Genomic DNA, 24,159 nt, shown 5'->3' with positions numbered 1-24,159 from the left:
CTAAAACCTCCTTTACTTAACAAATTTAGACTTTTTCCGATTAATGGTTAAAGCAATAGCAATTATCAGTACGATTCCTTGTACTGCCTTTTGAATGTAAGGGTTAACGGATAGAAGGATCATTCCATTTCCCAGAATTTCAACGACAAATACTCCAATGAGAACTCCAAAAATGTTTCCTCGTCCCCCTGACAAAGCCGTGCCTCCCACGACAACTGCGGTTAAGGCTGCAAAAAGGAAACCATCCACTGTATCCGAACTGCCAATCATCAGCCGAATACTATTCAGCCCTCCTGCAAACCCATAGCACATACCTGCTAAAACAAAGACAAGAACCTTTATACGATAAATAGGAACTCCTGCTTGTTTTGCAATGATTTCATTTCCCCCAACCGCTCGAATATGATTACTTAAAGGGATGTACCTTTCAAACAGAAAGAATATTAGAAAAAAGCCTGCTCCCCACCAAAAAATGGAGGGCAATCCAAGATAGTTACCAATAATAGAGTTCTGAAGGTCATAATCCAGAATGCTGATTGGGTTTCCACCATATAAAACAGTTGCAAGACCCAATCCAACGAAAGACATGCCAAGAGTAACAATAAAACTTGGTATTTTGGCTTTAACAAAAATAAGTCCGTTTACGGCTCCTAAAAGGCCTCCGATTAAGACCCCTGCGAATATTCCCCCTACTCCTAAATCAAATGAAGTCAGAGAGTTCTTGACCAGCATTGCTGTGATAACTCCAGAAACAGCCATTGTTCCTTCTACGGAAAGATCAATTGACCCTGTTTGGATAACCAAATTCTGTCCAACAGCAATCATCAGTGGGATGGGCACAAGCATTAGAATGTTCATAAAATTATTAGAAGTGAAGAAATTAGGACTTGCTATGGAAAGGATGATTGAAAGCCCAAACAAAATGGCTAGAGAGCCAGTTTCTTTTGGTAGGTTAATTTTACGAGAACCTGGGATATGTTTAATCTTATTATTTACGGAAACTTTTAAATTTTTTTCAATCATGTTTTCACCTCACTCGCATTTTTATAAAGGGTAACTGTCCCTGTTTCATGGAAGTTACCCTGTTTATTTACCTATTTAGTTTTAATTGGACCAAGATATTTATCAAAGAAATGATCCTTATCCCACTTGTAATTAGGTTCTTTAACGTAAAAATCATCGTTAAATTGTTTTACGTTCTTCTTAGTAATCATAGGAGCCTCAGCCATCCATGCACGTTTCTCTTTAGGCAGCTCGTTTATCTTCAGTTCACCTTTCTTCACTGCCAAAGCAATGGCAAGTCCCATACCACCTTGAAAGTAAGAATCGGAAAGGACGGTGGCTACAGCATTTCCATTAGTAATGGCTTCGAACATTTGCGGTGTCCCATCAATTCCAGTTATTGGTATCTTACCCAGAAGACCTTTTGCCTTTAATGCTTGAATTCCCCCAAGTGCCATAGAGTCATTTGCCGCCCAAATCCCATCCAAATCAGGAGTTTTTACCAACTCATTGGAAATAACGGTAAACGCTTTTGAATCAGACCAATCTGCTGGCTGCTCGCTAACTATTTTAACGTCAGGATGTTTAGCAACGGCATCCTTAAATCCTTTGAAACGTTCAATGGCCGATGAGTTACCAAGAATACCTTGAACAGCTATAATTTTACCCTTATATGGTGTCTTCATATTTTTCATTAGCTCTTCAGCCGTTTTATATCCTGAGGTATAGTTATCAAAAGTGACATGCATCACCCAGGTTGGATAATCTGAGAGATTAACATCCTCGGGTTTATTCCACCAAGTAACAAAGGGAACGTTATGGTCACCTAAATACTTGCCAATTGCCTCAACGTCTGCCGGTTCATTAGGATCAAGGTTAAATACCACATTTCCTTTTGTTCTTGCTACAATTGCTTTAATATCATTCATTTGTTTTTCAGAACTTCCTTGATTCTCCATCACGATAAAATGATCTTCATCAATTCCGACACTTTTGGCAAAAGATTTTCCTCCCTTAATCCAGTTTGTGTAATAAGAATTAGATAAACCTCTTATACCTTCAACGATATAAACTTGATCCGAATTACTAGATATATTTTCTCCTGTAGAACCTTTTGACGTTGTCGATGTAGTTTTAGATGTACTTGAACAACCTGTTAAAAAACTTGCAATCATTACTCCCGCAATCATTAAAGAACTCAGTTTCTTCATAATTCCATCCTCCTTATCCGTTTTAACCGCTTTTAAAAATGAAATTCTCCTTTTTCCTAGATAGTTGACCCTCTTAGTTCAATGCGTGCTGACCTTTAGATAAGCGCTTTCATTATTTCCCCCCATCTATCTGTTAACTTTCACAATATAAGGTTAATACTTTTGTTGGATTTTATTAATTGAATATATTCCTAGTTTTGTATGAAATCTTACTAGGATTAAACAATAAAAAAATAAGATAGGATTTCTCCTATCTCACACCACTCAACTTATTTTTCGACTACTGGAATCAAAACAGAAACGGTCGTTCCTTTATTGAGCTCACTTTCAAAGCTCAATCCATAATTAGACCCATAATAAAGTTGGATCCTTTCATGAACATTTCTCACTCCAACCCCTTTCCCTTTGAGGTTATCACGAATAGGAATAGTCAACATTGATTTTACTTTTTCTGAATCCATCCCTACCCCATTATCAATGATCTGGAAAAGAACACTTGCATTTTCGACTTTTTTTCCAATAATCAAAATCATACCTGTTTCAGGCTTATTCTTAATTCCATGATAAATCGCATTTTCTACGATAGGCTGCAAAATAAGTTTGATAGTCTTGTTAGATAAGATGGAAGAGTCAATATCTATAATAAAGTCTAGCTTATCTTTATATCTCATTTTTTGAATAATTAGGTAACTTCTAACATGTTCAATTTCATCAGAAATAGATATGATTTCTCTTCCTTCACTTAAGCTAATTCTAAATAGCTTAGCTAATGCAGAAGTCATTTCAACTACTTCGTCATTTTGGTTTCCATCAGACATCCAAATAATTGAATCCAATGTATTATAAAGAAAATGAGGATTAATTTGGGACTGTAACACCTTTAATTCACTTTTTCTTATTTTCTGTTGTTCTTTTAAAATTTGTTGCATCAATTCTTTAATTCTACTAGTCATAATATTAAATGAATTGCTCAATCTTCCCACTTCATGGTTCAAAAAGGGCTCCAGTACAATATCAAAGTTACCAACTTCTACTTGTTTCATGGTTGATTCAAGGCGTTTGATAGGCCTTGAAATCTCTCTTGATATTATATTTCCAATAAGAATTGCTAATAAAATACTGATAGCAATAACAATATTAAGAAAGATCTTGGTATCTTTTCCATCCATAATCATTTCATTGAGGTTTGATACACTTACAATTTTCCAACCTGTCAATTCGGAATTGGTGATAGTATATATCTTTTTCCCCTCATCATTTTCGATTAGAAAGCTTCTTCTCTTGGCCTGCAATACCTGATGAATGTTTTCCTTCCATAAACCTTTTTCAATTAATTGCTGTTGAGGATGATATATAATGTTTCCTTTCTTATCAATAATGAAGATATATCCTTGTTTTCCAAGATTAATCTTATTACATATTTCATCTATGGTAATGAAATTCAAATCGACTAAGATAATCCCTTTTCCTTGTTTCCCGTCTGTATTTTTCATTTCCCGACTTAATGAAATGACCCAACGAGGGTTTTCAACGAACGATTGGATATGAACAGAAGAAAAATCTGGTTTTCCATTTTTTTGTTTTGTTTTCTTGTACCAATCAGAGTTCTGAATGTGAATATTATTTTTAATTTGTAGCTCTGGGGAGCTAGTTACATATTGACCGTCATAACCAAAAACAAAGATAGATGTAATATCATTCTTTACATTAATGAATGTCCTCAGTAGTTCTTGTATCCTTCCAGCTTGATCTTGTTTTTCTTTCGTACCCCAATTTTTCTCAACCGAAAAAAAATCCTGCACACTTGATTCCAATTCGATAAAAGAGGAAATATTGTCCATATAACGTAGATGATAATCGATATTTTCCCTTACTTGTTCGATCAATTGATAATTATGTTGTTCAACATTCTTTTCCAAAGTACTTTCAAACTTTTCATAAGATACAAACCCTACAGTTACAACAATAAATAAGATAAGAATTGAAAAGGAAACAGATATATGAAATTGAATACTGTTTAAATGTCCCCTCATTCGCTCAAACCATTGTATAATGAATCTCTTCATTCCTCACGAGACCTTTCTTTACTCTGCTCTTTGCATGGTTGTACGATACTCTGTTGGCGAAACACCAATATGTTTTTTAAATACGGTACTAAAGTAATGCGAATCGTTGAATCCGGTATTATCAGCAATTTCATAGGTCTTTAAATCTGATAACTTCAGAAGTTGTTTTGCTTTCTCCAAACGAATTTTCGTTAAATATTCAATAAAAGTATTTCCTGTTTCTTTTTTAAAGATATAACTAAAATAACTTACACTAACATGTAAATAATCGGTTATTGAACCAAGGGAAAAATTACTGTTCGCGTAATATTCCAAAATATAATGTTTAGCCTGCTCCACCTGGTTCTTAACTGAACAATACCGTTGTTCATTGATAAAAACATTCACATCTTCACATAATTTTATTACCCATTCCTTAATCTCAGGTAAGGTCTTATAATGATGTAAATCAGACACGGGAAAAAAAGAACTCCCCCATAATCTTATAGGATCAATACCCATCTCATAAAAGGTTTTATGTATTATCACGAGTAGCTCAATCACATATAATTTACCTCGTTCCAAGGTTGCCTGTTCTAATTGAATAAAAATAGATTCGATATACTGATAGGTTTCTTCAATTGTTCCCACTTTCAAACTCGTTAATAGCTTTCTTTCTAATTCAACAGGCGGTATAAATAGTTGCTCTCTCTTTTCTAAATCAGAAATATGAATAATTTGGTTTTTTCCTAACAAGAATCGATATTCAAGCGCCTCTAATGATTCCTGATAGGATATAAAAATTTCTTGAACTTCAAAAACGGGATTTCCAATACCAAAAGTGACGGACATTTTCAACCTTTTTTCCACCACTTCTTTAATCTCCCTTGCGATACAAGAAACTTGTTCATTAACCGACTGTACGTCAGCACCACTCAAAATCATTACAGTGTGTCCGTATTTATTACTGAAGGTAATTAGTTCTTTTCTATTCACGTACAAATCCGTACATATATTTGTTAGTGCAAATTGCATCATATGTTTTTGTTCGAAACTTCCATCCAAAAGATCCAGTTGCATGGCTAGAACGACATAGGGTGGTTCGAAAAAAGGTATGGACAAATATCTGCAACTTTGAAAAATTTCTTCTTGCGAGATCCGCATTGAGACTAACTGATTCAAAAATCGTTCCCTTAAGAGTGGTAAACTTTCCTCAATTTTCTTTTTTAATAGATCCTGGTATTGTCTCTCATTTGATTTCTCATCGAGTTTCTTTTTTACCTTCAAGAGTAGATTTCTTAGCTCGTTAGGTGTAATTGGTTTCAATATGTAGTCTCTTACTCCAATTTTTAACGCTTTCTGTGCATAATCAAATTGATCGTAACCACTTATTATTATAATTTGAATAGAAGGAGAAATTTGTTTTAAAGCTTCAGTCAAAGATAATCCATCCATGATTGGCATGCAAATGTCAGTTATCACTAAATCCACAGGAGATGACTGAACGATCTGTAGTGCTTCATGACCGTTCTCCGCAACACCCACCAAATTGAACCCAAGTTCTTTCCAAGAAATTCGGTCTCGAATCCCTTCGCGAAAAATCGGCTCATCATCAACGATTATTACGTTATACAAATCTTCTCTCCCCTTTACTCAATGGTAAAATAATTGTTTTGAAAATTAAGATTTCCTCGGTCGTTTTAAACGCTTTTTCTACCTCCTAGGGTCACTAAAGTAGAGTAAATTCTAATGTTATGTAGCTATCATTTCTAATTAGTAATGATTATTCCAAACTCAATACAATCGAAAACCTTTTTATCAAGAAATATAAACGAAAATGCAAAATAATGCAAAGTAAATTTTTGGCTTAATTAGAAAAAACACAATATTTTATTTTGCTTTTTGTGTATTATTGAATTATTATGATAATTAAAATGAAGCGCTCTCATCTAATGAATACATTTATGCTTAATAAAAAAAGATAGATACTTAGTTGGTTTTTCAAGTTCAGGTTCATTCTTAGAAAAACAATTGGAGGATTGATTAAAATGAAAGTTACCCAAGAACAAATAGAAAAAGAATATTTATTAGGTATCGATATTGGGACATCAGGATGCAAAATCGCTGCATTTACTAAAAGCGGTGATGTTATTTTTCAGAAGACAGAGGAGTATGAAACCCTGTTCCGTGAATTCGGATATGTAGAACAAAACCCGGAGGAATGGTGGAGAGCTGTGTGCCGGGGGCTCCAATTTATGTTTAAGGAAACGAAAATCTGTCCAAATGAAATTAAAGGGATTGGAGTGGACGGTCAAAGCGGAGCAGCTATTCCAATTGATCATTCAGGTAGAGTTCTTCGAAATGCGATTATATGGATGGATCAACGATCCTCAAAACAATATGAACGTTTGAAACAAGATGTAGGTGAGGAAAAAATATTTTCAATCTCTGGAAATCCTTTAACTCCGACATATACTACCGGGAAGATATTATGGATTAAAGATCACGAACCTGATATCTACAGATCCACCTATAAATTTTTACAATGCAATAGTTATATTGTATATAAATTGACCGGAAAATTTACTCATGATCTTTCTCAGGGTAACGGCATTCATGCTTTTAATATTGAAACTGGATTATGGGATTATGATTTTTGCGAACAGATGGGGATAAACCCAAGTTTTCTTCCTGACCTCTATGGATGTAGTGATGTAGTCGGTGAGGTGGGTACCGAATCTTCGAATCAAACTGGACTAGCAAAAGGGACTCCTGTAGTAGCCGGAGGTTTAGATGCTGCGTGTGGGACCTTAGGTGTTGGCGTTATTCATCCAGGAGAAACCCAGGAGCAAGGTGGACAAGCTGGCGGTATGAGTATTGTTTTGGATAAAGCTGTTAAAAGTCAAAAACTTATTTTGGGTCATCATGTAGTTAGTGGGAAATGGCTTCTTCAGGGAGGGACTGTTGGAGGGGGAAGTTTAAAATGGTTCAGAAGGGAATTTTCCGATGAATTAACATTTGAGTTATTAAGTGAGATGGCAAACAAAATCCAAGCAGGAAGCGATGGATTAATCTTTTTGCCGTATATGTCTGGGGAAAGATCCCCTATATGGGATACGCATGCACAAGGTGTATTTATAGGCCTTTCATATGAAAAGACAAAATCACATATGACTCGATCCATCATGGAAGGATGTGCATTCGCTTTAAAGCACAATCTGCAAACAGCTGAGGAAGTTGGAGTTAAAGTTGATGAATTATTCAGTATGGGTGGGGCTGCAAATAGTCAAATTTGGTCCCAAATTAAAGCAGATGTCACCGGAAAACCAGTAAAAATACCATCATCTGATACAGCAACGACTCTAGGTGCAGCGATTTTAGCAGGTGTAGGGGTAGGGATGTATCAATCCTTTGAAGAAGCAGTGAAACGTACTATTAAGATTGATAGAATTCATGAACCAAGTCTTCCAAATAAATTAGTTTATGAAAATAACTATGAGATTTATCTTGAATCTTATAAGCGATTAAAGGATTTATTTCCAAGACTAAAGGGCAGTGAGTGAAACAGATCCTTCTTTCACTTTGAAGCAATCTAATTATTATCTATTGTTACTTATGGCAAGGAGATAAAACGACATAATTATTACGGATCATTTTAGCAAGGATGTTAATAATCTATGATGATAAGGATGGATCCCTTGTGAGAGGATTCATCCTTTATTGTTTTTGTCATTAAAGTAAGATTTCAAACTAAGTCAGGATAATATTGAATTTATTAAAATATGAAAAAGTTTTAACCTAATAGTAACAAAGTCATCAAAAAACATTGGAAGGCTTTAATGTAAGCGATTACTATTCTATGAAATAATCAATAGGCATTAAGAGCAGTCAATTACAGATTGGAGGAAAAGGAAATGAATAATTTAAAAGAAAAGGCAAAGGCTGCGGTTTGGTATGGCAATCGCAAGATTGAAATTCAAACGTTCCCAATCCCCGTTGCAGAAGCAGATGGGGCTGTCATACGTGTGGATGCGGTCGGAATATGTGGTACAGACGGTCATTTATTCCCAGAAACAACAAATTATCCAGCAATTCTTGGTCACGAAGTCACCGGTACAGTTGTTGATTTGGGAGAAAAGGCAAATAAAACCCTAAATGTTTTTGGTGGTCCTTTGAAAGTGGGTGACAGAGTCGTACTATATCCTTGGATTACGTGTGGTAAATGTGATGGCTGTTTAACCTACGGATCAGGAACTTGTACAGTTTGTGAAGACTCATTTGTGTATGGCATTCCATATGAGAAACTAGGATTAGGTGGAGTTGAAGGTATTAGTTCAGATGTTAATCTTTATCCTCATTTTAAAGGTGGATTCGGTGAATATCTCTATGTTTATCCGGAAACGTATTTATGGAAATTACCGGAAGATATGCCTTCTGAGGTTGCCACATTACTCGACCCATTGGCTGTAGCCGTGAGAGCTGTAGAGTTGGCGATTACTTCACCTGGTGTGGTTGAAGAGGCATTTACAACAAGTTCGTCTGTCGTAATCATGGGAGCTGGACAAATTGGAGTGTTATCAGCTCTTGTTGCAAGATTGATGGGTGTAGAACAAATCATTATCGTTGGCGGAAGAAAAACGAGATTGGCGATTGCTCAGGAACTTTCCAATGCCGATGCAATTATTGATATCAAAGAATTTAATGAGGAAGAAAGGATAAAAAAGGTCAAAGAATTAACCGGTGGGAAAGGTGCTGACGTTGTCATTCAGTGTGCCAATGTGACAAGTGCTTTTGTTGAAGGATTAGAAATGATTAGGCGTATGGGGACATTGGTTGAAGTTGGAAATATGGTAAATACCGGTTCAAATGTTTCAATTGATCCAGCACGTCATATTTGCGGAAAACATGCGAGAGTATTCGGAATGAGTGCAAATTCTGCAAAGGCATTTGATAAAGCTTTTCACCTTTTAAAGCGACATAAACAAATTCCATTTGAAAAGTTATTTACTCATAAATGTACATTAGAAGATTTGGAGAAAACTTTAAACAGTATGGGGGAACAAGATTATTTGAAAGGATTACTAAAATTAAATTAAATAATAATTACCATTTAAACATGGTAATTATTATCTAAAAATCCTTCGATAAATATTGATGAATATAACCTGCCAGAATTGAACCGCTTTGCGGTTCTTTTTTAGATTTTTTACTTGTCCTTTCGTGAATACCTACGACCTTCATTTTCCTCATTACACAATGCGCTGAAAGTATAATAAAATAAATATATCTCAGGAAAAAACTAGAGTTCTCCTTTAGTGGATTCGGCACAAAATCTTCATTACTCATATTAAATCAACGAGGCTCTAGAAGTTTATTTAAGCTTTATAAGTTTCTACGAGGAATTGTGGCGTGAGAGGTCGGGGGCTACTCTCTCCTTCCTACTGAAAGTATGTTCACCCATTATCCTATTTAACATTTAATCAATAGTTTTTTGTCCGTTTTTCAATGAAGCATAATAGAAATTAAAACCAATTGAAGACAAATTCCTTAAAAAACTCATTCCAAAGACTAGAAGATAATGTTTAATATGTAATTGCAAGAACATAATCTTTTGGATTTTTTCCCTATGTGATTAATCAAGACATACGTATAACATAAGCATCAAGGAGTATTCGTGAGATGACCTGCAAAGGTAAACGAGATCGTACCTCATAATCCGGAAAGAATGATTGAGAGTCTTTAAAGCCAAAAAATGTTATTTCGGACATTTTTGCAAGTGTAGAATCGACCCCGGCTGTGAGAGTAATTGTACTCACACTCTTAATTTTAAAATTTTTCGCGGCTTCCACCAATTCTTCGGTTTCGCCATTAAGGGAAATAAAGATTGCTAATTCCTTTATTTTTAATTTTCGGGATATAACCCGGATGATATTTGGATCATCATGCATCTCGCAATTTTTCCCAAGAAGCTGTAACTTTACAGTCATTTCATTTGCAATCATCTCTGAAAAACCTCTTGCAAAAATATAAATTTTTTCTGCGTCGTGGATTTTCTGAATAGCGTCTTCAACTGTTTCTCTATTTAACATTTGAAGTGTATTCATAACTTCCAATTCATTTTTTTTTATCGCATGTTTGATCTCTATATCAATTTCATCTATTGTTTCCGCGTGACCAGGAGAGTCTAATTGTGCTCTAATACTAAATTTAAATGAAGTGAACCCAGCATGTCCTATTTTTTTCATGAGTCATACAATAGTAGCAGTAGAAACATTGGCTTCTTCACTTAATTTTACAATAGACATATCGGATATAAGTTCTATATTTTTATAAATATATTCTAATAAGTAGCGTTCAGATTGACTTAAAGTTTGATATTGATCATTAGTAATATTTAAAATAATATTACTCATATGACTTCCCCCTTTTTGTTTTTATCTACTCTTGATACCATCATAACACGATGTTTCCCCTAATTTAGATGCAAAAAAGTAGATGTTCAAGTGAATTAAATTAGTATGTAGTATTTATGAATTTTGCTTTTCTCAATTGTAACAAATGTAATCATCCAGTTAATAATTATTTAGATTAAATTATTTTATTGTTCGCTTGATTGTAACTTGAGATTAACAACTTCCTCAATAAATTATCTTTTTTGGCGTTTCCATGAAATAGTCGATAAAATGATACAAAGAATGATAATAAAAGCAGAAAGTACCCATGGATAATGAATTAATACTTCTGACTCCCATGGCCAAAGATACTTTTTCATACGTTTTCATCTCCTTATATTGTTTATCTATTTGGGCTATTTTGCTCTTGTGTTTTAGCCCATTTTTTTCGTAACACTGAAACTAGAAGTAAGATAGCGGGTAAAACTAATAAAATTGGCATCCATAAATATAAAGGTATAATATTTACCCCAACATAATTATGCTCATTTATATTTTTAGACATCGTCATTCCAAAAATATAAGTGATAAAAACAACACTTGGGATAAGCAAGATATTGTTTGAATGTACTTTCAGTAAGATTTGAACCGATCGAACTACCGCAAATAAATAAACAGTAATTTTTATATAAGCAGTGATTATCATATTTAAAACTACCATTGCATCTAAATTTTCAAAAAAATCACTAATGGATATTTGTCTTACTAAGATATAAAGAGGGTACATCGATTTTTCAACTATATTTTCACCTAAAACACAAACCTCAATTAGGCTAAATATAGCAAGGGTAAATCCCGAAAATATTGTAGCCAGTATACTTATTTTCATAATTTTTTCAGGATTTTTAACTGTTGGCCAAATCATTGCCAATGTTAATGTCTCTCCAAAAGTTTGAGTAATACCTGTTGGCCATACAGTCGACCAAATCCTTCCCCATCCATGTCCTACAAAGGGTTGCACATGTTTAAAATTAACAACACCTGAACTAAATAGGAAAATTATCTCCAATATGAACAAAACAAACATAACAGGTAATAAATATTCTGATAAACGAGCCAACACTTCAATTCCTGAAAATAGACAATACATTATAACCAGCAATATTGCTAATACAATAAACCAAGATGGAGTTTCAGGTAGGATAGTTGCTGGGACTAATGATTTTAAATCTGAAATTATTCGACCTGAATTATAAATAAAAGTTAGAGGATACAACCATGCAATGGGTATACCTAACCATTTACCCAATTGGGTTGGAAACCATTGAACGAGCATTAGCCCAGAGTTCACTTTCATAAGAATGCTATATAAAAATATAATAGGAATACCTATGCAAGTACAAAGTAAAGATGCTAGCCATGCATCCCTACCTGCAGCTGAGGAAAAGCCAAATATTACTGTGGTTCCGAGCTGAAAAAACACAGTAATAGTAAAAAGTTGATATAAAGAAATTCGTTCCATATAAACCTCCTTGAGCTTTCAACACAAACATAACGGATATCGTCCTGAAATAAGGATATTTTTGAGGCTCAATTTTAAGTTTCAATGGACTAAGTAGTAAATCCAGTACCTTTAATTGTAATATGAGGTGATATTTCTACTTCTAAATCTGGGAAGATGCTATTCCAATTATTTTTATAATAATTCTCCCAGTTCTTAGGATCTTTTCGATATACAGCTTGTCCAAAGCCAAATATGTCAGATTTCAATTCATGTTGTACCTTATTAAGTGTTAATTGAATTCTTTTCTTAACATCTTTCTCAAACATCGGTTCTAAAGAATCAAGTGCTCTTGGATTACTTAAATCCCATTTTGAACTATTACCATAAATTTCAATAGAACCATTTATTACTATTTTAATCTTAAGTTTGCCGTCAAGGATAATTGGTTTAATTTTTGTGGATACATCCCAAATTTGAGCACTTATCCTTCCGCCACCTTTTTCTTTCGGTAAAGCTATTGCCAAGACCCCCGTTTTTAATTCATTACGAATCCACAAAATTCCTCGGGTCTCTTTTTCATTCATCCAGCCTACCAATCGATCACCTTGAAATACTGCAGTTCCATTAATACTAGGGGTTATTTTTGAGCCGGATTCCTTTGTTTTATTATGTGTACCTTCAACTAAAGGTAGGTTTGAAACTCGGCCTGCAATAGTTTCTTCACCTTCTGTCATCATTCTTTCCCAAAACTCTCTTACTCGGACATTTACACCAATATCTGTTTTTTCTTTTTCCCTGATCTCTTCTGCCGTAACCGACTCAAATTGAGGAGATTTCTGTAAGACGTCAATTGCCTCTCCTTCAGTAAATAAAATGTAATTACGTAAATGTGACTGCCGATGCCTTGTAAAAAAGTCAAGAAAAGTAGAAGTCCCCTTTTTTGCTAGTTCCTCACCAACAATTATCACACGATCATGAGCAAAAAATATACGACGAGAGATTTTTTCTTGAATATTTCGATAGGCTTCCATAACAGATTCTCCTTCAGCGGAAACCATCATGGTTGATTCTGAACCAGAAGAACCTTGACTTGACCCATTAGCACCTCCAGATGCTTTTGGTACTGCAATTTGCAATGCTAACCGGATTTTATTGTGTTCAGCTTTATCTAATGCCACACCAAGGACAATTCCTAAATCATTAACCTCTGTCTGACTCCAACAACCAGATAATAACGGTAGGAGAATAAACAATACTAGTATTCTTTTCATTGAAGAACACACTTTCCCATCATTTTTAAAATATCTTTAGTATCTTTTTTTAGGTCCAGGGTGCAATGTTTCTTTCATAAGCTTTTGGTTTTCTTTAAGCCCTGGACGCTTTACCCTCCCCCACCACGGAGAACGAATAATGAGGTCTTTTATACTTTCAGCATCTAAAGGTGCAACAGGTGAGAAATAAGGAACCCCGAAAGAGCGAAGACGGCAGATATGTATTTGAAGGGTAATCGCTCCTAATAAAATTCCGTACAATCCTGCTACCCCTGCAAGTAACATCATAAAAAAACGAAGTATACGGATAGAATTTCCTAAATTATAACTTGGATTTATAAACGATGCGATTCCAGTCAGTGCTACGATAATAACCATCGGATTTGAGACAATTCCTGCTTGTACTGCAGCTTGCCCAATTACGAGCGCACCTACAATACTAACAGCTTGTCCGACTGGTCGTGGCATACGAACACCTGCTTCTCTTAAGCCCTCAAAAGAAACTTCCATAATCAATGCTTCTACAAATGCCGGAAATGGAACGGTCTCACGGGCGGATGCAAAACTAAGCAGTAAGCTTGTTGGTAGCATCTCTTGATGAAAAGTTGTTATTGCTATATAGAGAGAAGGCAATAGTAATGCAATGATTAAAAACAAATAACGAATCAATCTAACAAATGACGCTATAGGATAACGCAAATAATAATCTTCGGTATCTTGTAGAAACTGAAAAAATGTTTGAGGAGCAATAAGGCAAAAAGGTGTGGTATCCACCAAAATACCAACTGAACCTTCCAAAATGTTCCCTACAACTTTATCAGGTCGTTCCGTATATGCTATTTGAGGAAAAATAGAAAAAGGATGATCGGAGATTAGCTCCTCTATATATCCACTCTCTAAAATGGCGTCTATATCAATTTGATTGATCCTTCTGCGAACTTCCGTCACTAAAGAGTCATCCGCAATATCCTCGAGATACGTGATTACAATTTTTGTTTTTGATAACCTTCCTACAGTTGTTGATTCCATCTTAAGTTTAGGAGTTTTAATTCTTCTTCGTATTAACACCGTGTTTGTTCCTATGTTTTCGGTAAATCCTTCTCTTGGCCCACGCACCACTGGTTCTGTTTGTGGTTCCTCTATACTTCGTTTATCCCATTGTTTTAAACCTATGAATATTGCTTGCTGGACTCCATCGATGAGTATTATCGAATCCCCTGTTAAAATATGGTCAATAACATCGTGGACTTTTTCCCCCACACTTATTTGAGCGACTGAAATAGGTTGTCCTTGAAGCCACTGGTTGAGATTATGGATTCTAGAAGGATCACCTATATCTTTTCCTAAATTTAGCAGCGGCTTTAATACATCTGTATCAATTAATTCTATATTCACTAACCCATCTAAAAAAATCAGTATCCCTTTTTGAGACCCCACTTGCAATTCACGAAACACTATGTCAGAACATAGTTCGAAAATCTTTTTTAATTCACTAATATTATTATCCAAGTTTTCAGAAAGATTTAATTGGTCTTGGTGATTTTGTTGACTAGACCTCTTAGCATCATAGTTATTTGAAAGAATATCCAATATTTTTTTTGTTATTTTCATAATAGTTATCACTTCCTACCGATAAAGCTTTGATATAATTTATTCTTAGATTATATGGATGGAATTATGTACAAAATCCATTTAGCAAAGAGCCATATGTAAAAGCTGAAATCTTTTAAAGAAATGTTGTTGTTTCCAGAAAAAATCAAAGTAACCACAGAAAATTCAAAAAAAAAAGAATCGGTTTCGTTTTTTGATTTTGTATTTCTTATGTTTTGGATTTCCATTAAGCCATTCCAATAAATAAAATATTTTGGTTTTCTTAAAATTGGTTTAATAAGATTGGTTTTCCAATTACATTAAATACTAATTAATTATTTATTAGTATTATTTTTATGAATTCAAATTTATCATGTTGTACTGTCATTTTGTGAGGTGTAGTCTGTTCTATTTATCTGTTTGCTAAGGTAACTTCTCAACCTTGGCCATTTCTTTTTTTCATAATTTTTATGAAATAAAAGTGATTAAGGCTCTTAAATGAAAACTAAACATTTATAAGAATTCGCTGTAAACCTTTACACAGAAAAATTAACGGAAAGTTGTACATAAAAGAAAAGTTAATTTCGTTTAAATGCTAATCTCCCACATCCAAAAAAAGTAAATTATAAATTCTTTAATATACTACTTGCATTGTTCTTATAACGTAAGCCAGCCTGAACATATCGATCAACCATTTCCCTCGTTTTATTGTCAGTTTGTTTCATATGGCTATTTCCGTCATCCCTATCATGGCTGCGCCTGTCGACAGCCTACTTCTTAAGCTATGAGCCACAAAGTCGTTTGCATCCATACCCAGTTCTCCGATATATTTTTTTATAATAAGTGCTATGGAATTATCACTCAACCCTCCCTAATATTTCCATGCCGATCAATGAAACAGAACAAAGCTCCGGAGGTGATGTTACCTTTCTTAATCCATTCTTGAGTTGCTTTAACTGGACAAGATTCATTGTATGTATAAACAACGTCTTTAATTAAATCATCATTCATTGTCTTGGTCTCAAGACCTCTTACATCATACCAAAGTCGTTAATCAGCAAATCTTCTATATTAATAGAAACTAATCCTGAACGTCGGCTTGCCAGAGGAAACCCTAACCAAAGGATGGACTTATCCCGAACGCCAATAAGAGACAAAGTATCAATCTTGGAGATAAGGTATGGAAGGACCTGCAGCATCAATGCCTTTTTCGGTTCTTGCCGAGTGCCAATTTCTCGATTAATTCCCTCCAACAAGGCTTGAACTTCAACTTGTTTGGAAGGTGGAAGATGATGTTTGAATTTATGCGCCAATATTATATAGAAGAAACTCGTCTTCGTATGGTCGAATATTTATGTGTTGTTGCCAATTCCGATAAATATGGGCAAAGTGTGCCTGCAGATGCCGGAAATGGATCCCGCCCATTCAACTTAACGGTATCTCAAACTTTCCTGCTGCTGAACATAAAAACTATCGTTAAATACATTTTTTTCCGTTAAACTAGCATTCCTCATAGTACTTGGAGTATATTAACTAAATATAATAGGTTGTTTTTGGTGTTTATGATTAAAAGGAGTGTATAATTCGGATGTTAAAAATTGAAGTGCCAAGAATTGAAAAGGTTATGATTAGCAAGGATGCCAAGTATGGAAAGTTTATCGTTGAGCCACTCATGCGAGGATTTGGAACGACACTTGGCAACTCATTACGTCGCATCCTTTTATCTTCACTCCCCGGTGCCGCTGTCACTTCCATCCAAATAGATGGGGTGCAGAATGAATTTTCAACTATTGATGGGATAGAAGAAGATGTAACAACTATCATTTTGAACATAAAAAAATTATCTATGAATATTCTCTCTGACGATGAGAAAGAATTGATGATCGATGTACATAGAACCGGTACAATAACAGCTGCTGATATTTCTTATGATAGTGATGTAGAGATCTTAAACCCGGATTTGCATCTTGTTACTCTTAAAGAAAATGTACATTTAAGAATGCGCCTAACTGCAAAACGTGGACGTGGTTATGTTCCTGCAGAGCAAAACAAACTTAATGGCCTTCAAGTAGGAGTCATACCAATAGATTCAATCTATACACCGATTTCACGCGCCAGTTATTTAGTTGAGAATACTCGTGTAGGTCAATTGGATAGTTTTGAAAGGTTATATTTTGAACTTTGGACAGATGGGAGTTTAGGGCCCAGCGAAGCCATTTCTGAAAGTGCAAAAGTGTTTAAGGAACATCTTTCTATTTTAGTAGGACTTAATCCTGAATTACAAGATAGCCAAATTATGTTAGAAAGAGAAGAAGTTTCAAAAGAAAAAGAAATTCTTAACCTGACTATTGAGGATTTAGACCTTTCTGTTCGTTCTTTTAACTGTCTAAAACGCAATGGGATTAATACTATTCATGACTTAGCTAATAAGTCAGAAGAAGATATAAGAAAATTACGCAACTTAGGACAAAAATCTTTAAAAGAGATCATAAATAAAATAGAAAGTTTGGGTATAATCGTACGCAAAGATGATTAAAATTCACCATTATTTTTCTTTTGAATTCCCACTAAAGCAAAAGTTCTCAGATTCCTTGAAGAAGGTACCAATTGGCGGTAGTTATAAATGATGATTATTCTCCTATATTTAAATGCAGTATGTAAGTGATATTAAGTATGAATATCACTTACATACTGCAAGGATGGCGCAATTATGGTTTTCAAAAAACTTCCTGTTTGAAAAAAATGAATGAAAGACCCCAAAATAATTTGGTCTTTCATTCATTTTCATACGACTAATTATTATTATTTAATACTAGTAGTGAACAGCACGCAACATGTGTAGAGTGTGACTTTATATAACCTAAGCAAATAACAGTCTTTAAACTACTTATTAAAGTTAATAAATGAAAATGTGTGACTACTATTAAGATAATAACTGGGTAGACATTTTAGTTCTAATTACATGTACTATTCTAAGGTAAATTTGTTTCATCCATTAAATATCTATCACACTCCCTAGCAGCACCTCTTCCTTCATTTATAGCCCAGACAATAAGACTTTGACCACGACGCATATCACCTGCAGCAAAAACCCCTTCGATATTTGTTTTATATTTTCCATACTCAGCCTTTACATTTGAACGATTATCAGTCTCGACGTTCATTTTTTGAAGTAAATCCTGCCCTGGACCACTAAATCCAATCGCGAGTAATACTAACTGAGCAGGCCAGATTTTTTCTGTACCGGGAATTTCTTTTCGAATTCGCTGCCCATTTTCATCGGTTGTAGTTTCAACGTTAATGGTATGAATTTCTTTGACATTGCCAAACTCATCGCCTACAAACTTTTTCGTCATCACGGCATAGGCTCGAGGATCTTCACCAAATTTGGCTGCGGCTTCTTTTTGGCCATACTCCACTCGATGGATAACGGGCCATTGCGGCCATGGATTGTCATCTACCCGAACTTCACCTTTTTTCTCATAAATATCAAACTGTGTTAAGCTTTTACATTTATGACGTACAGAAGTAGCCAAACAATCTACCCCTGTATCCCCGCCGCCAATGACCACCACATCTTTATCTTTAGCTGAAATAAAATTACAGTTCTCAAGGTTAGAATCTAATAAACTTTTGGTATTGGCATGGAGAAAATCCATGGCAAAATGGATCCCCTTTAGCTCTCTTCCTTCTACATTTACTTCACGAGGTTTTGTTGCACCTCCACATAGAACGATCGCATCAAATTCTGATTGTAATTCTGAAATTGGATAATTTTTGCCTACGTCTGTATTTGTCACAAACGTAATCCCCTCTGCCTTAAGAAGTTTGACTCTTCTCTCGACAACTAAGTAAGGAAGCTTCATTTCAGGTATCCCATACGTTAACAGCCCCCCAACACGATCATGACGTTCGAAAACTGTGACATGGTGTCCTGCTTTATTTAGTTGGGCAGCGCAAGCCAACCCAGCCGGACCTGAACCGACAACAGCCACCTTTTTATCCGTTCGGGTCTCTGGAGGCTCCGGTTTCACCCACCCTTCCTTAAAGCCTCGATTAATGATTTCTAACTCGATTGTCCGGATGGCAACCGGCGGCTCATTAATCCCAAGTACACATGATCCTTCACATGGAGCCGGACAAGCAAGTCCAGTAAATTCAGGAAAATTATTCATTTTATGTTCTCTCTTCAGGGCTTCCTCCCATTGGCCTTGGTAAACTAAATCATTCCACTCCGGTATGAGGTGATGGACGGGACAACCTGAAGTCATCCCGTTTATCATGATTCCAGTATGACAAGTTGGAATCCCGCAATCCATACAACGAGCACCTTGTTCTTTTAATTCTTGTTCTTCAAGAGGTGACGTATAAATGTCCCAATCAGCCGTGCGTGTTTTAGGGTCACGTTCCGGCCTTGATTGACGTTCATAGTCCATAAAACCAGTTGGTTTTCCCATCGTTCACCCTCCCTCTTTTATCGCTTTCACTGCTTTTTGGCTTTCTTCAAATGCCCGAAGTGCTGCTTGATTTTCACTCAACCCAGCTGATTGCAGGCGTTTGATTCGCTTTTGCATCTCCAAATAGTCTTTCGGAATGACACGTACGAATTTCTTGCTCATGTCTGCCCAGCTATTTAACACTCTCTCCCCAAGGGGGCTATGCGTATATTGAACATGCTTTTCAATCATTTGGTGGACAAGTTGGAGTTCTGACTCATCTTGGATGGGATCGATATAAACTTGAGCCTGATTACATTTGACTCGAAAATCGTTTGTCATATCCAAGACATACGCAACACCACCTGACATACCAGCTGCGAAGTTTTTCCCTGTTCCCCCCAATACAATCACTGTTCCACCTGTCATGTATTCACAACCGTGGTCGCCCATACCTTCTACTACCACATTTGCTCCGCTATTCCTAACACAAAAGCGCTCTCCGGCAATTCCGCTGATATAAGCTTCTCCTGCCGTTGCCCCGTAAAAGGCAACGTTTCCGATAATGATATTATTTTCCCAGGTAAAGGTAGCCCTCCGAGAAGGGCGAACAATAATTTTCCCCCCTGATAACCCTTTACCGATAAAATCATTGGCATCTCCTACTAGTCTCATCGTTAATCCGGGTGGAATAAAGGCAGCAAAGCTTTGTCCGGCAGAGCCTGTAAAAGTTAGGTGAATCGTATCCTCAGGCAGCCCCTTGGCACCATACCGTTTTGTTATTTCACTCCCTAACATGGTCCCAGCGACTCGGTTAATGTTCCGTATCGACAAAGTCGCCTTTATAGGTTCCTGGTTTTCAAGCGCTTCTTTACATAAAGGGATTAACTCTTGTTTGTCCATTGTTTTATCAAGTCCATGAACCTGTTCAACCGTGGCATAACGGCTGGTACTTTTCGGAACTTCAGGCTGATAGAGAAGAGCAGAAAGATTTACCCCTTTTGCTTTCCAATGGTTAATCGCTTGATGTGTATCTAAAACATCAGTCCTTCCAATCATTTCATTGACAGTGCGGAATCCGAGTTCGGCCATAAGCTCTCTTACTTCCATGGCGATGAACCTCATAAAGTTGATTACATGCTCCGGTTCACCCGTAAATTTTTTCCGTAACTCGGGGTTTTGTGTGGCAACGCCTACCGGACAAGTATCGAGGTGGCATACCCGCATGATGATACATCCTAATACAACTAACGGTGCCGTTGAAAATCCATATTCCTCTGCCCCAAGTAAGGCAGCAATTACAACATCCCGGCCCGTCATCAATTTCCCATCAGTTTCCACGACGATTCGATCACGAAGACGATTTAACAGCAATGTTTGATGTGTTTCGGCTAAGCCCAGTTCCCACGGTAATCCTGCATGCTTTAAGCTTGTCCTTGGCGCAGCCCCCGTTCCGCCGTCATATCCACTAATCAGAACAACATCAGCTCTTCCTTTGGCAACACCTGCTGCAATCGTACCGACACCTGCTTCTGATACAAGCTTGACACTAATTCTGGCGGATGGATTGGCATTTTTTAAGTTATGAATTAATTCGGCCAAGTCTTCAATGGAATAAATATCATGGTGGGGCGGCGGCGAAATCAATTCTACGCCAGGTGTTGAGCCCCTTACCTCGGCAATCCATGGATATACTTTTTTTCCGGGAAGATGTCCCCCTTCTCCCGGCTTGGCACCTTGGGCAACCTTAATTTGGATTTCATCAGCATTTACAAGATAATAACTAGTCACTCCGAATCGGCCAGAAGCAACTTGTTTAATCGCACTGCGCCTTGATTGTCCATTTGGATCAGGTGTAAATCTGTCAGGGTCCTCTCCACCTTCTCCAGAGTTGCTTTTTGCACCAATTTTGTTCATGGCAATGGCAAGTGATTCGTGGGCTTCACGACTAATGGAACCGTATGACATCGCTCCCGTTTTAAACCTCTTACAAATTTCTTCAATAGATTCCACTTCGTCAATCGGTATCGATTCTCGTTTTTTAAACGATAACAAGCCGCGAATGGATTGAAGATTGTCGCAAGGATCTGTCAATAATGCTGAATACTCTTTAAAAAGTTTATAATTATTCGTTCGGCAAGCTTGCTGTAATAGATGAATGGTCCGCGGGTTGTATTGATGATCTTCTCCGTCATGGCGCCACTGAAAATCATCACCTGAATCCAATGTCCTCTCCCCGCCTCTTGTCGGATCAAATGCTCGTTTATGCCTCATCATCACTTCTTCGGCAATGATACCCAACCCAATACCTTCAATTCGTGAAGCTGTTTCAGTAAAATATTTCTCTATCACGCCTTGATCAATCCCGATTGCCTCAAATATTTGTGCCCCAATATAACTTTGAATGGTTGATATCCCCATTTTCGATAACACCTTAACGATTCCATCGGTTGCTGTCAAAATGTATGTGTTAATAGCCTTGTCGACTTCTGTTTCGCGTATATCACCGATTTCAATCAAGCCCCTTAGAGACTCAAAGGCTAAATAAGGATTGATCGCTTCCGCCCCGAACCCAAGTAATGCTGCGAAATGATGGACCTCTCTTGGTTCCGCCGATTCAACAATGATGCTTACCTTTGATCGTGTTCCTTTTCGAATTAGGTGATGATGCAATCCCGAGACTGCGAGCAGAGCGGGCAACGCGGCATATTCGGCATCGACTCCGCGATCAGATAAAACCAGTAAAGAAATACCATTGTCGATGGCGGTGTCAGCTTTTAAAAATAAGCTATTTAAATTTTTTTCAAAATCGGGTGTAGCTGTTTCAACAGGAAACAGGATGGATAGTGTTTCCTTTTTAAAGCTGGAATAGTGAAGTTTTTCTAACTGACTATTCGTCAAAATCGGTGTCTGAAGCTGAATTTGTTGACAACTTTCAGGCTCAGTTTTAATTATGTTTTTCTGTGGTCCAATTGTTGTTAAAACGGAAGTAATAATCTTCTCCCGAATGGCATCAATCGGCGGATTGGTTACCTGGGCAAAAAGCTGTTTGAAATAGTTATATAGCAACTGTGGTCTTTTTGATAAAACAGCAAGGGGAGAATCATACCCCATCGAACCAATGGGATCATGCTTATCTGTAACCATCGGCTTCAAAATTTTATTGAGGTCTTCGTTTGTATACCCAAATGCAAGTTGCTGTTTGAGTCGTTCATCTGTATTATTAACTTGTTGATGACTGTCCGTTTCAGGCAGATCATCAATATGAACTAAATGTTCTGCTAACCAATCTTTATACGGATACTCTGAGGCGATTTGCATTTTAATATCTTCATCCGGAATAATTTTGCCTTTTTCCAAATCAACAAGGAGCATTCTCCCTGGGAGAAGTCTACCTTTATATTCAATATCCTCAACAAAAATATCCAATGCGCCTACCTCAGAACCCAAAACAATCATACCGTCTTTTGTTACATAATAACGGGCAGGACGCAGCCCGTTCCGGTCAAGACATGCCCCGATTTGTTTTCCATTCGTAAATACAACAGCAGCAGGACCATCCCATGGCTCCATTAAACAGCTATGAAATTGATAGAATGCCTTCTTAGCTTCGTCCATTGTTTCATCATGTGCCCATGGCTCGGGAATCATCATCATCGCTGTATGCGCAAGAGAACGTCCTGAAAGATGAAGAAATTCAAAACAATTATCAAACATAGAAGAATCACTGCCATCCGTATCGATGACCGGAAATAACTTTTGATAATCCTTGTCTCCAAATAACTTAGATTCACAAAGAGCCTCTCTAGCCTGCATCCATTTAACATTTCCTTTAATCGTATTAAATTCTCCATTATGGATCGTAAACCGGTTTGGATGAGCTCTTTCCCAGCTAGGAAATGTGTTTGTACTAAATCGCGAATGAACAAGGGCTAGTGCAGACTTAAAATCACGATGATTTAAGTCAACATAAAAGGAATCCAGCTGTTCAGGAATTAACATGCCTTTATAGACAATGGTTCTTGAGGATAAACTGCAAACATACATCCCTTCTTGATGTTCCTTATCTGAAGGGCACACTTCTTTTTCTAACCGTTTACGAATCACATATAATTTTCTTTCGAAATCATTTTGATCATGTGGATTAAGAGAAGAAGCAATAAACATTTGACGGATAAACGGTTTTGATTTTTTGGCCATGTCACCAACAAAAGAATCATTAACCGGAACAGTCCTCCAACCTAGAAAGACCTGCCCTTCCTCTTTAATGACGTTTTCAACTTGTTTTTGAGTTTTTTTTCTAACTTCTGGATCCTTTGGTAAAAAGATCATACCAATCCCGTATTTACCCGCTTCAGGGAGTTCAATATTTTCTTTTTCACATTGTTTCTCAAAAAATGAATGGGGAATTTGAGTAAGAATCCCTGCTCCATCCCCGGTACTCGTGTCTGCTGATTGTCCGCCCCTGTGTTCCAAATTACATAAAATCGTTATAGCATATTCAACAATATCGTGCGACTTTTTTCCATTTATATTAGCGACCATTCCAATTCCACAAGCTTCATGTTCATATTCAGGGTGATATAAACCTTGCGGACCAGGATACCCAGGATTTTTCATGACAACATCCCTTCTTAAAGAACTTGTATTTCTATGTTCAAGCAGCCTTGTTATGTACAACTTTTACTAGGTATATATTTTTTCATAC

General features: G+C 36.5%; 16 protein-coding genes. 3 read left to right on the top strand and 13 right to left on the bottom strand.

Annotated features, from left to right (window positions below; genetic code table 11):
- Positions 1–12: 12 nt before the first annotated feature.
- The 4 genes from ACZ9EE_RS01270 to ACZ9EE_RS01255 form a co-directional block, all read right to left on the bottom strand.
- Positions 13–1,023, bottom strand: a complete 1,011-nt coding sequence (locus ACZ9EE_RS01270; RefSeq protein ID WP_476024865.1) for an ABC transporter permease — start codon at positions 1,021–1,023, stop codon at positions 13–15.
- A gap of 71 nt (positions 1,024–1,094) precedes the next feature.
- A complete protein-coding gene (locus ACZ9EE_RS01265) occupies positions 1,095–2,213 on the bottom strand; it encodes a sugar ABC transporter substrate-binding protein (RefSeq protein ID WP_476024864.1) in 1,119 nt (372 codons plus the stop codon).
- A 269-nt stretch (positions 2,214–2,482) separates the two neighbouring features.
- Complete coding sequence (locus ACZ9EE_RS01260; protein WP_476024863.1) at positions 2,483–4,279, bottom strand: cache domain-containing protein; 1,797 nt, start codon at positions 4,277–4,279, stop codon at positions 2,483–2,485.
- Positions 4,280–4,297: 18 nt separating this feature from the next.
- Entirely contained in the window at positions 4,298–5,893 is a 1,596-nt protein-coding gene (locus ACZ9EE_RS01255; protein ID WP_476024862.1) for a response regulator, read from the bottom strand.
- A gap of 413 nt (positions 5,894–6,306) precedes the next feature.
- Between ACZ9EE_RS01255 and xylB the strand changes: the two genes are divergently transcribed.
- Both xylB and ACZ9EE_RS01245 read left to right on the top strand, forming a co-directional pair.
- Positions 6,307–7,821 carry a xylulokinase gene (xylB, locus tag ACZ9EE_RS01250; protein WP_476024861.1) on the top strand — a complete coding sequence of 505 codons (1,515 nt, stop codon included), beginning with the start codon at positions 6,307–6,309 and terminating at the stop codon, positions 7,819–7,821.
- A 351-nt stretch (positions 7,822–8,172) separates the two neighbouring features.
- A complete protein-coding gene (locus ACZ9EE_RS01245) occupies positions 8,173–9,354 on the top strand; it encodes a zinc-dependent alcohol dehydrogenase (protein WP_476024860.1) in 1,182 nt (393 codons plus the stop codon).
- Between the two features lie 540 nt (positions 9,355–9,894).
- Here ACZ9EE_RS01245 and ACZ9EE_RS01240 read toward each other — a convergent pair.
- The 7 genes from ACZ9EE_RS01240 to ACZ9EE_RS01210 all read right to left on the bottom strand — a co-directional run bounded on the left by ACZ9EE_RS01240 (position 9,895) and on the right by ACZ9EE_RS01210 (position 16,328).
- Positions 9,895–10,503, bottom strand: a complete 609-nt coding sequence (locus ACZ9EE_RS01240) for a MurR/RpiR family transcriptional regulator (protein WP_476024859.1) — start codon at positions 10,501–10,503, stop codon at positions 9,895–9,897.
- 3 nt (positions 10,504–10,506) lie between these two features.
- Positions 10,507–10,671 (bottom strand): hypothetical protein, encoded by a 165-nt coding sequence (locus tag ACZ9EE_RS01235; RefSeq protein ID WP_476024858.1) that lies wholly within the window; start codon positions 10,669–10,671, stop codon positions 10,507–10,509.
- A gap of 233 nt (positions 10,672–10,904) precedes the next feature.
- A complete protein-coding gene (locus ACZ9EE_RS01230) occupies positions 10,905–11,030 on the bottom strand; it encodes a hypothetical protein (RefSeq protein WP_476024857.1) in 126 nt (41 codons plus the stop codon).
- 23 nt (positions 11,031–11,053) lie between these two features.
- Positions 11,054–12,172 carry a GerAB/ArcD/ProY family transporter gene (locus tag ACZ9EE_RS01225; RefSeq protein ID WP_476024856.1) on the bottom strand — a complete coding sequence of 373 codons (1,119 nt, stop codon included), beginning with the start codon at positions 12,170–12,172 and terminating at the stop codon, positions 11,054–11,056.
- An 89-nt stretch (positions 12,173–12,261) separates the two neighbouring features.
- On the bottom strand, positions 12,262–13,425 hold the full coding sequence (locus ACZ9EE_RS01220; protein WP_476024855.1) for a Ger(x)C family spore germination protein: 1,164 nt from the start codon (positions 13,423–13,425) through the stop codon (positions 12,262–12,264).
- A 36-nt stretch (positions 13,426–13,461) separates the two neighbouring features.
- A complete protein-coding gene (locus ACZ9EE_RS01215; RefSeq protein WP_476024854.1) occupies positions 13,462–15,036 on the bottom strand; it encodes a spore germination protein in 1,575 nt (524 codons plus the stop codon).
- Positions 15,037–16,046: 1,010 nt separating this feature from the next.
- Positions 16,047–16,328 carry a hypothetical protein gene (locus ACZ9EE_RS01210; RefSeq protein WP_476024853.1) on the bottom strand — a complete coding sequence of 94 codons (282 nt, stop codon included), beginning with the start codon at positions 16,326–16,328 and terminating at the stop codon, positions 16,047–16,049.
- Positions 16,329–16,603: 275 nt separating this feature from the next.
- Between ACZ9EE_RS01210 and ACZ9EE_RS01205 the strand changes: the two genes are divergently transcribed.
- On the top strand, positions 16,604–17,551 hold the full coding sequence (locus ACZ9EE_RS01205) for a DNA-directed RNA polymerase subunit alpha (RefSeq protein ID WP_476024852.1): 948 nt from the start codon (positions 16,604–16,606) through the stop codon (positions 17,549–17,551).
- A 436-nt stretch (positions 17,552–17,987) separates the two neighbouring features.
- On the opposite strand, the gene ACZ9EE_RS01200 is transcribed toward ACZ9EE_RS01205, so the two are convergent.
- Together ACZ9EE_RS01200 and gltB are read right to left on the bottom strand one after the other, a co-directional pair.
- Positions 17,988–19,472 (bottom strand): glutamate synthase subunit beta, encoded by a 1,485-nt coding sequence (locus ACZ9EE_RS01200; RefSeq protein ID WP_476024851.1) that lies wholly within the window; start codon positions 19,470–19,472, stop codon positions 17,988–17,990.
- A 3-nt stretch (positions 19,473–19,475) separates the two neighbouring features.
- Positions 19,476–24,071 carry a glutamate synthase large subunit gene (gltB, locus tag ACZ9EE_RS01195; protein WP_476024850.1) on the bottom strand — a complete coding sequence of 1,532 codons (4,596 nt, stop codon included), beginning with the start codon at positions 24,069–24,071 and terminating at the stop codon, positions 19,476–19,478.
- Positions 24,072–24,159: the final 88 nt, after the last annotated feature.

The sequence above is a fragment of the Bacillus sp. URHA0034 genome, from assembly GCF_056280405.1.
This window is presented reverse-complemented; position numbering and strand designations above follow the sequence as displayed.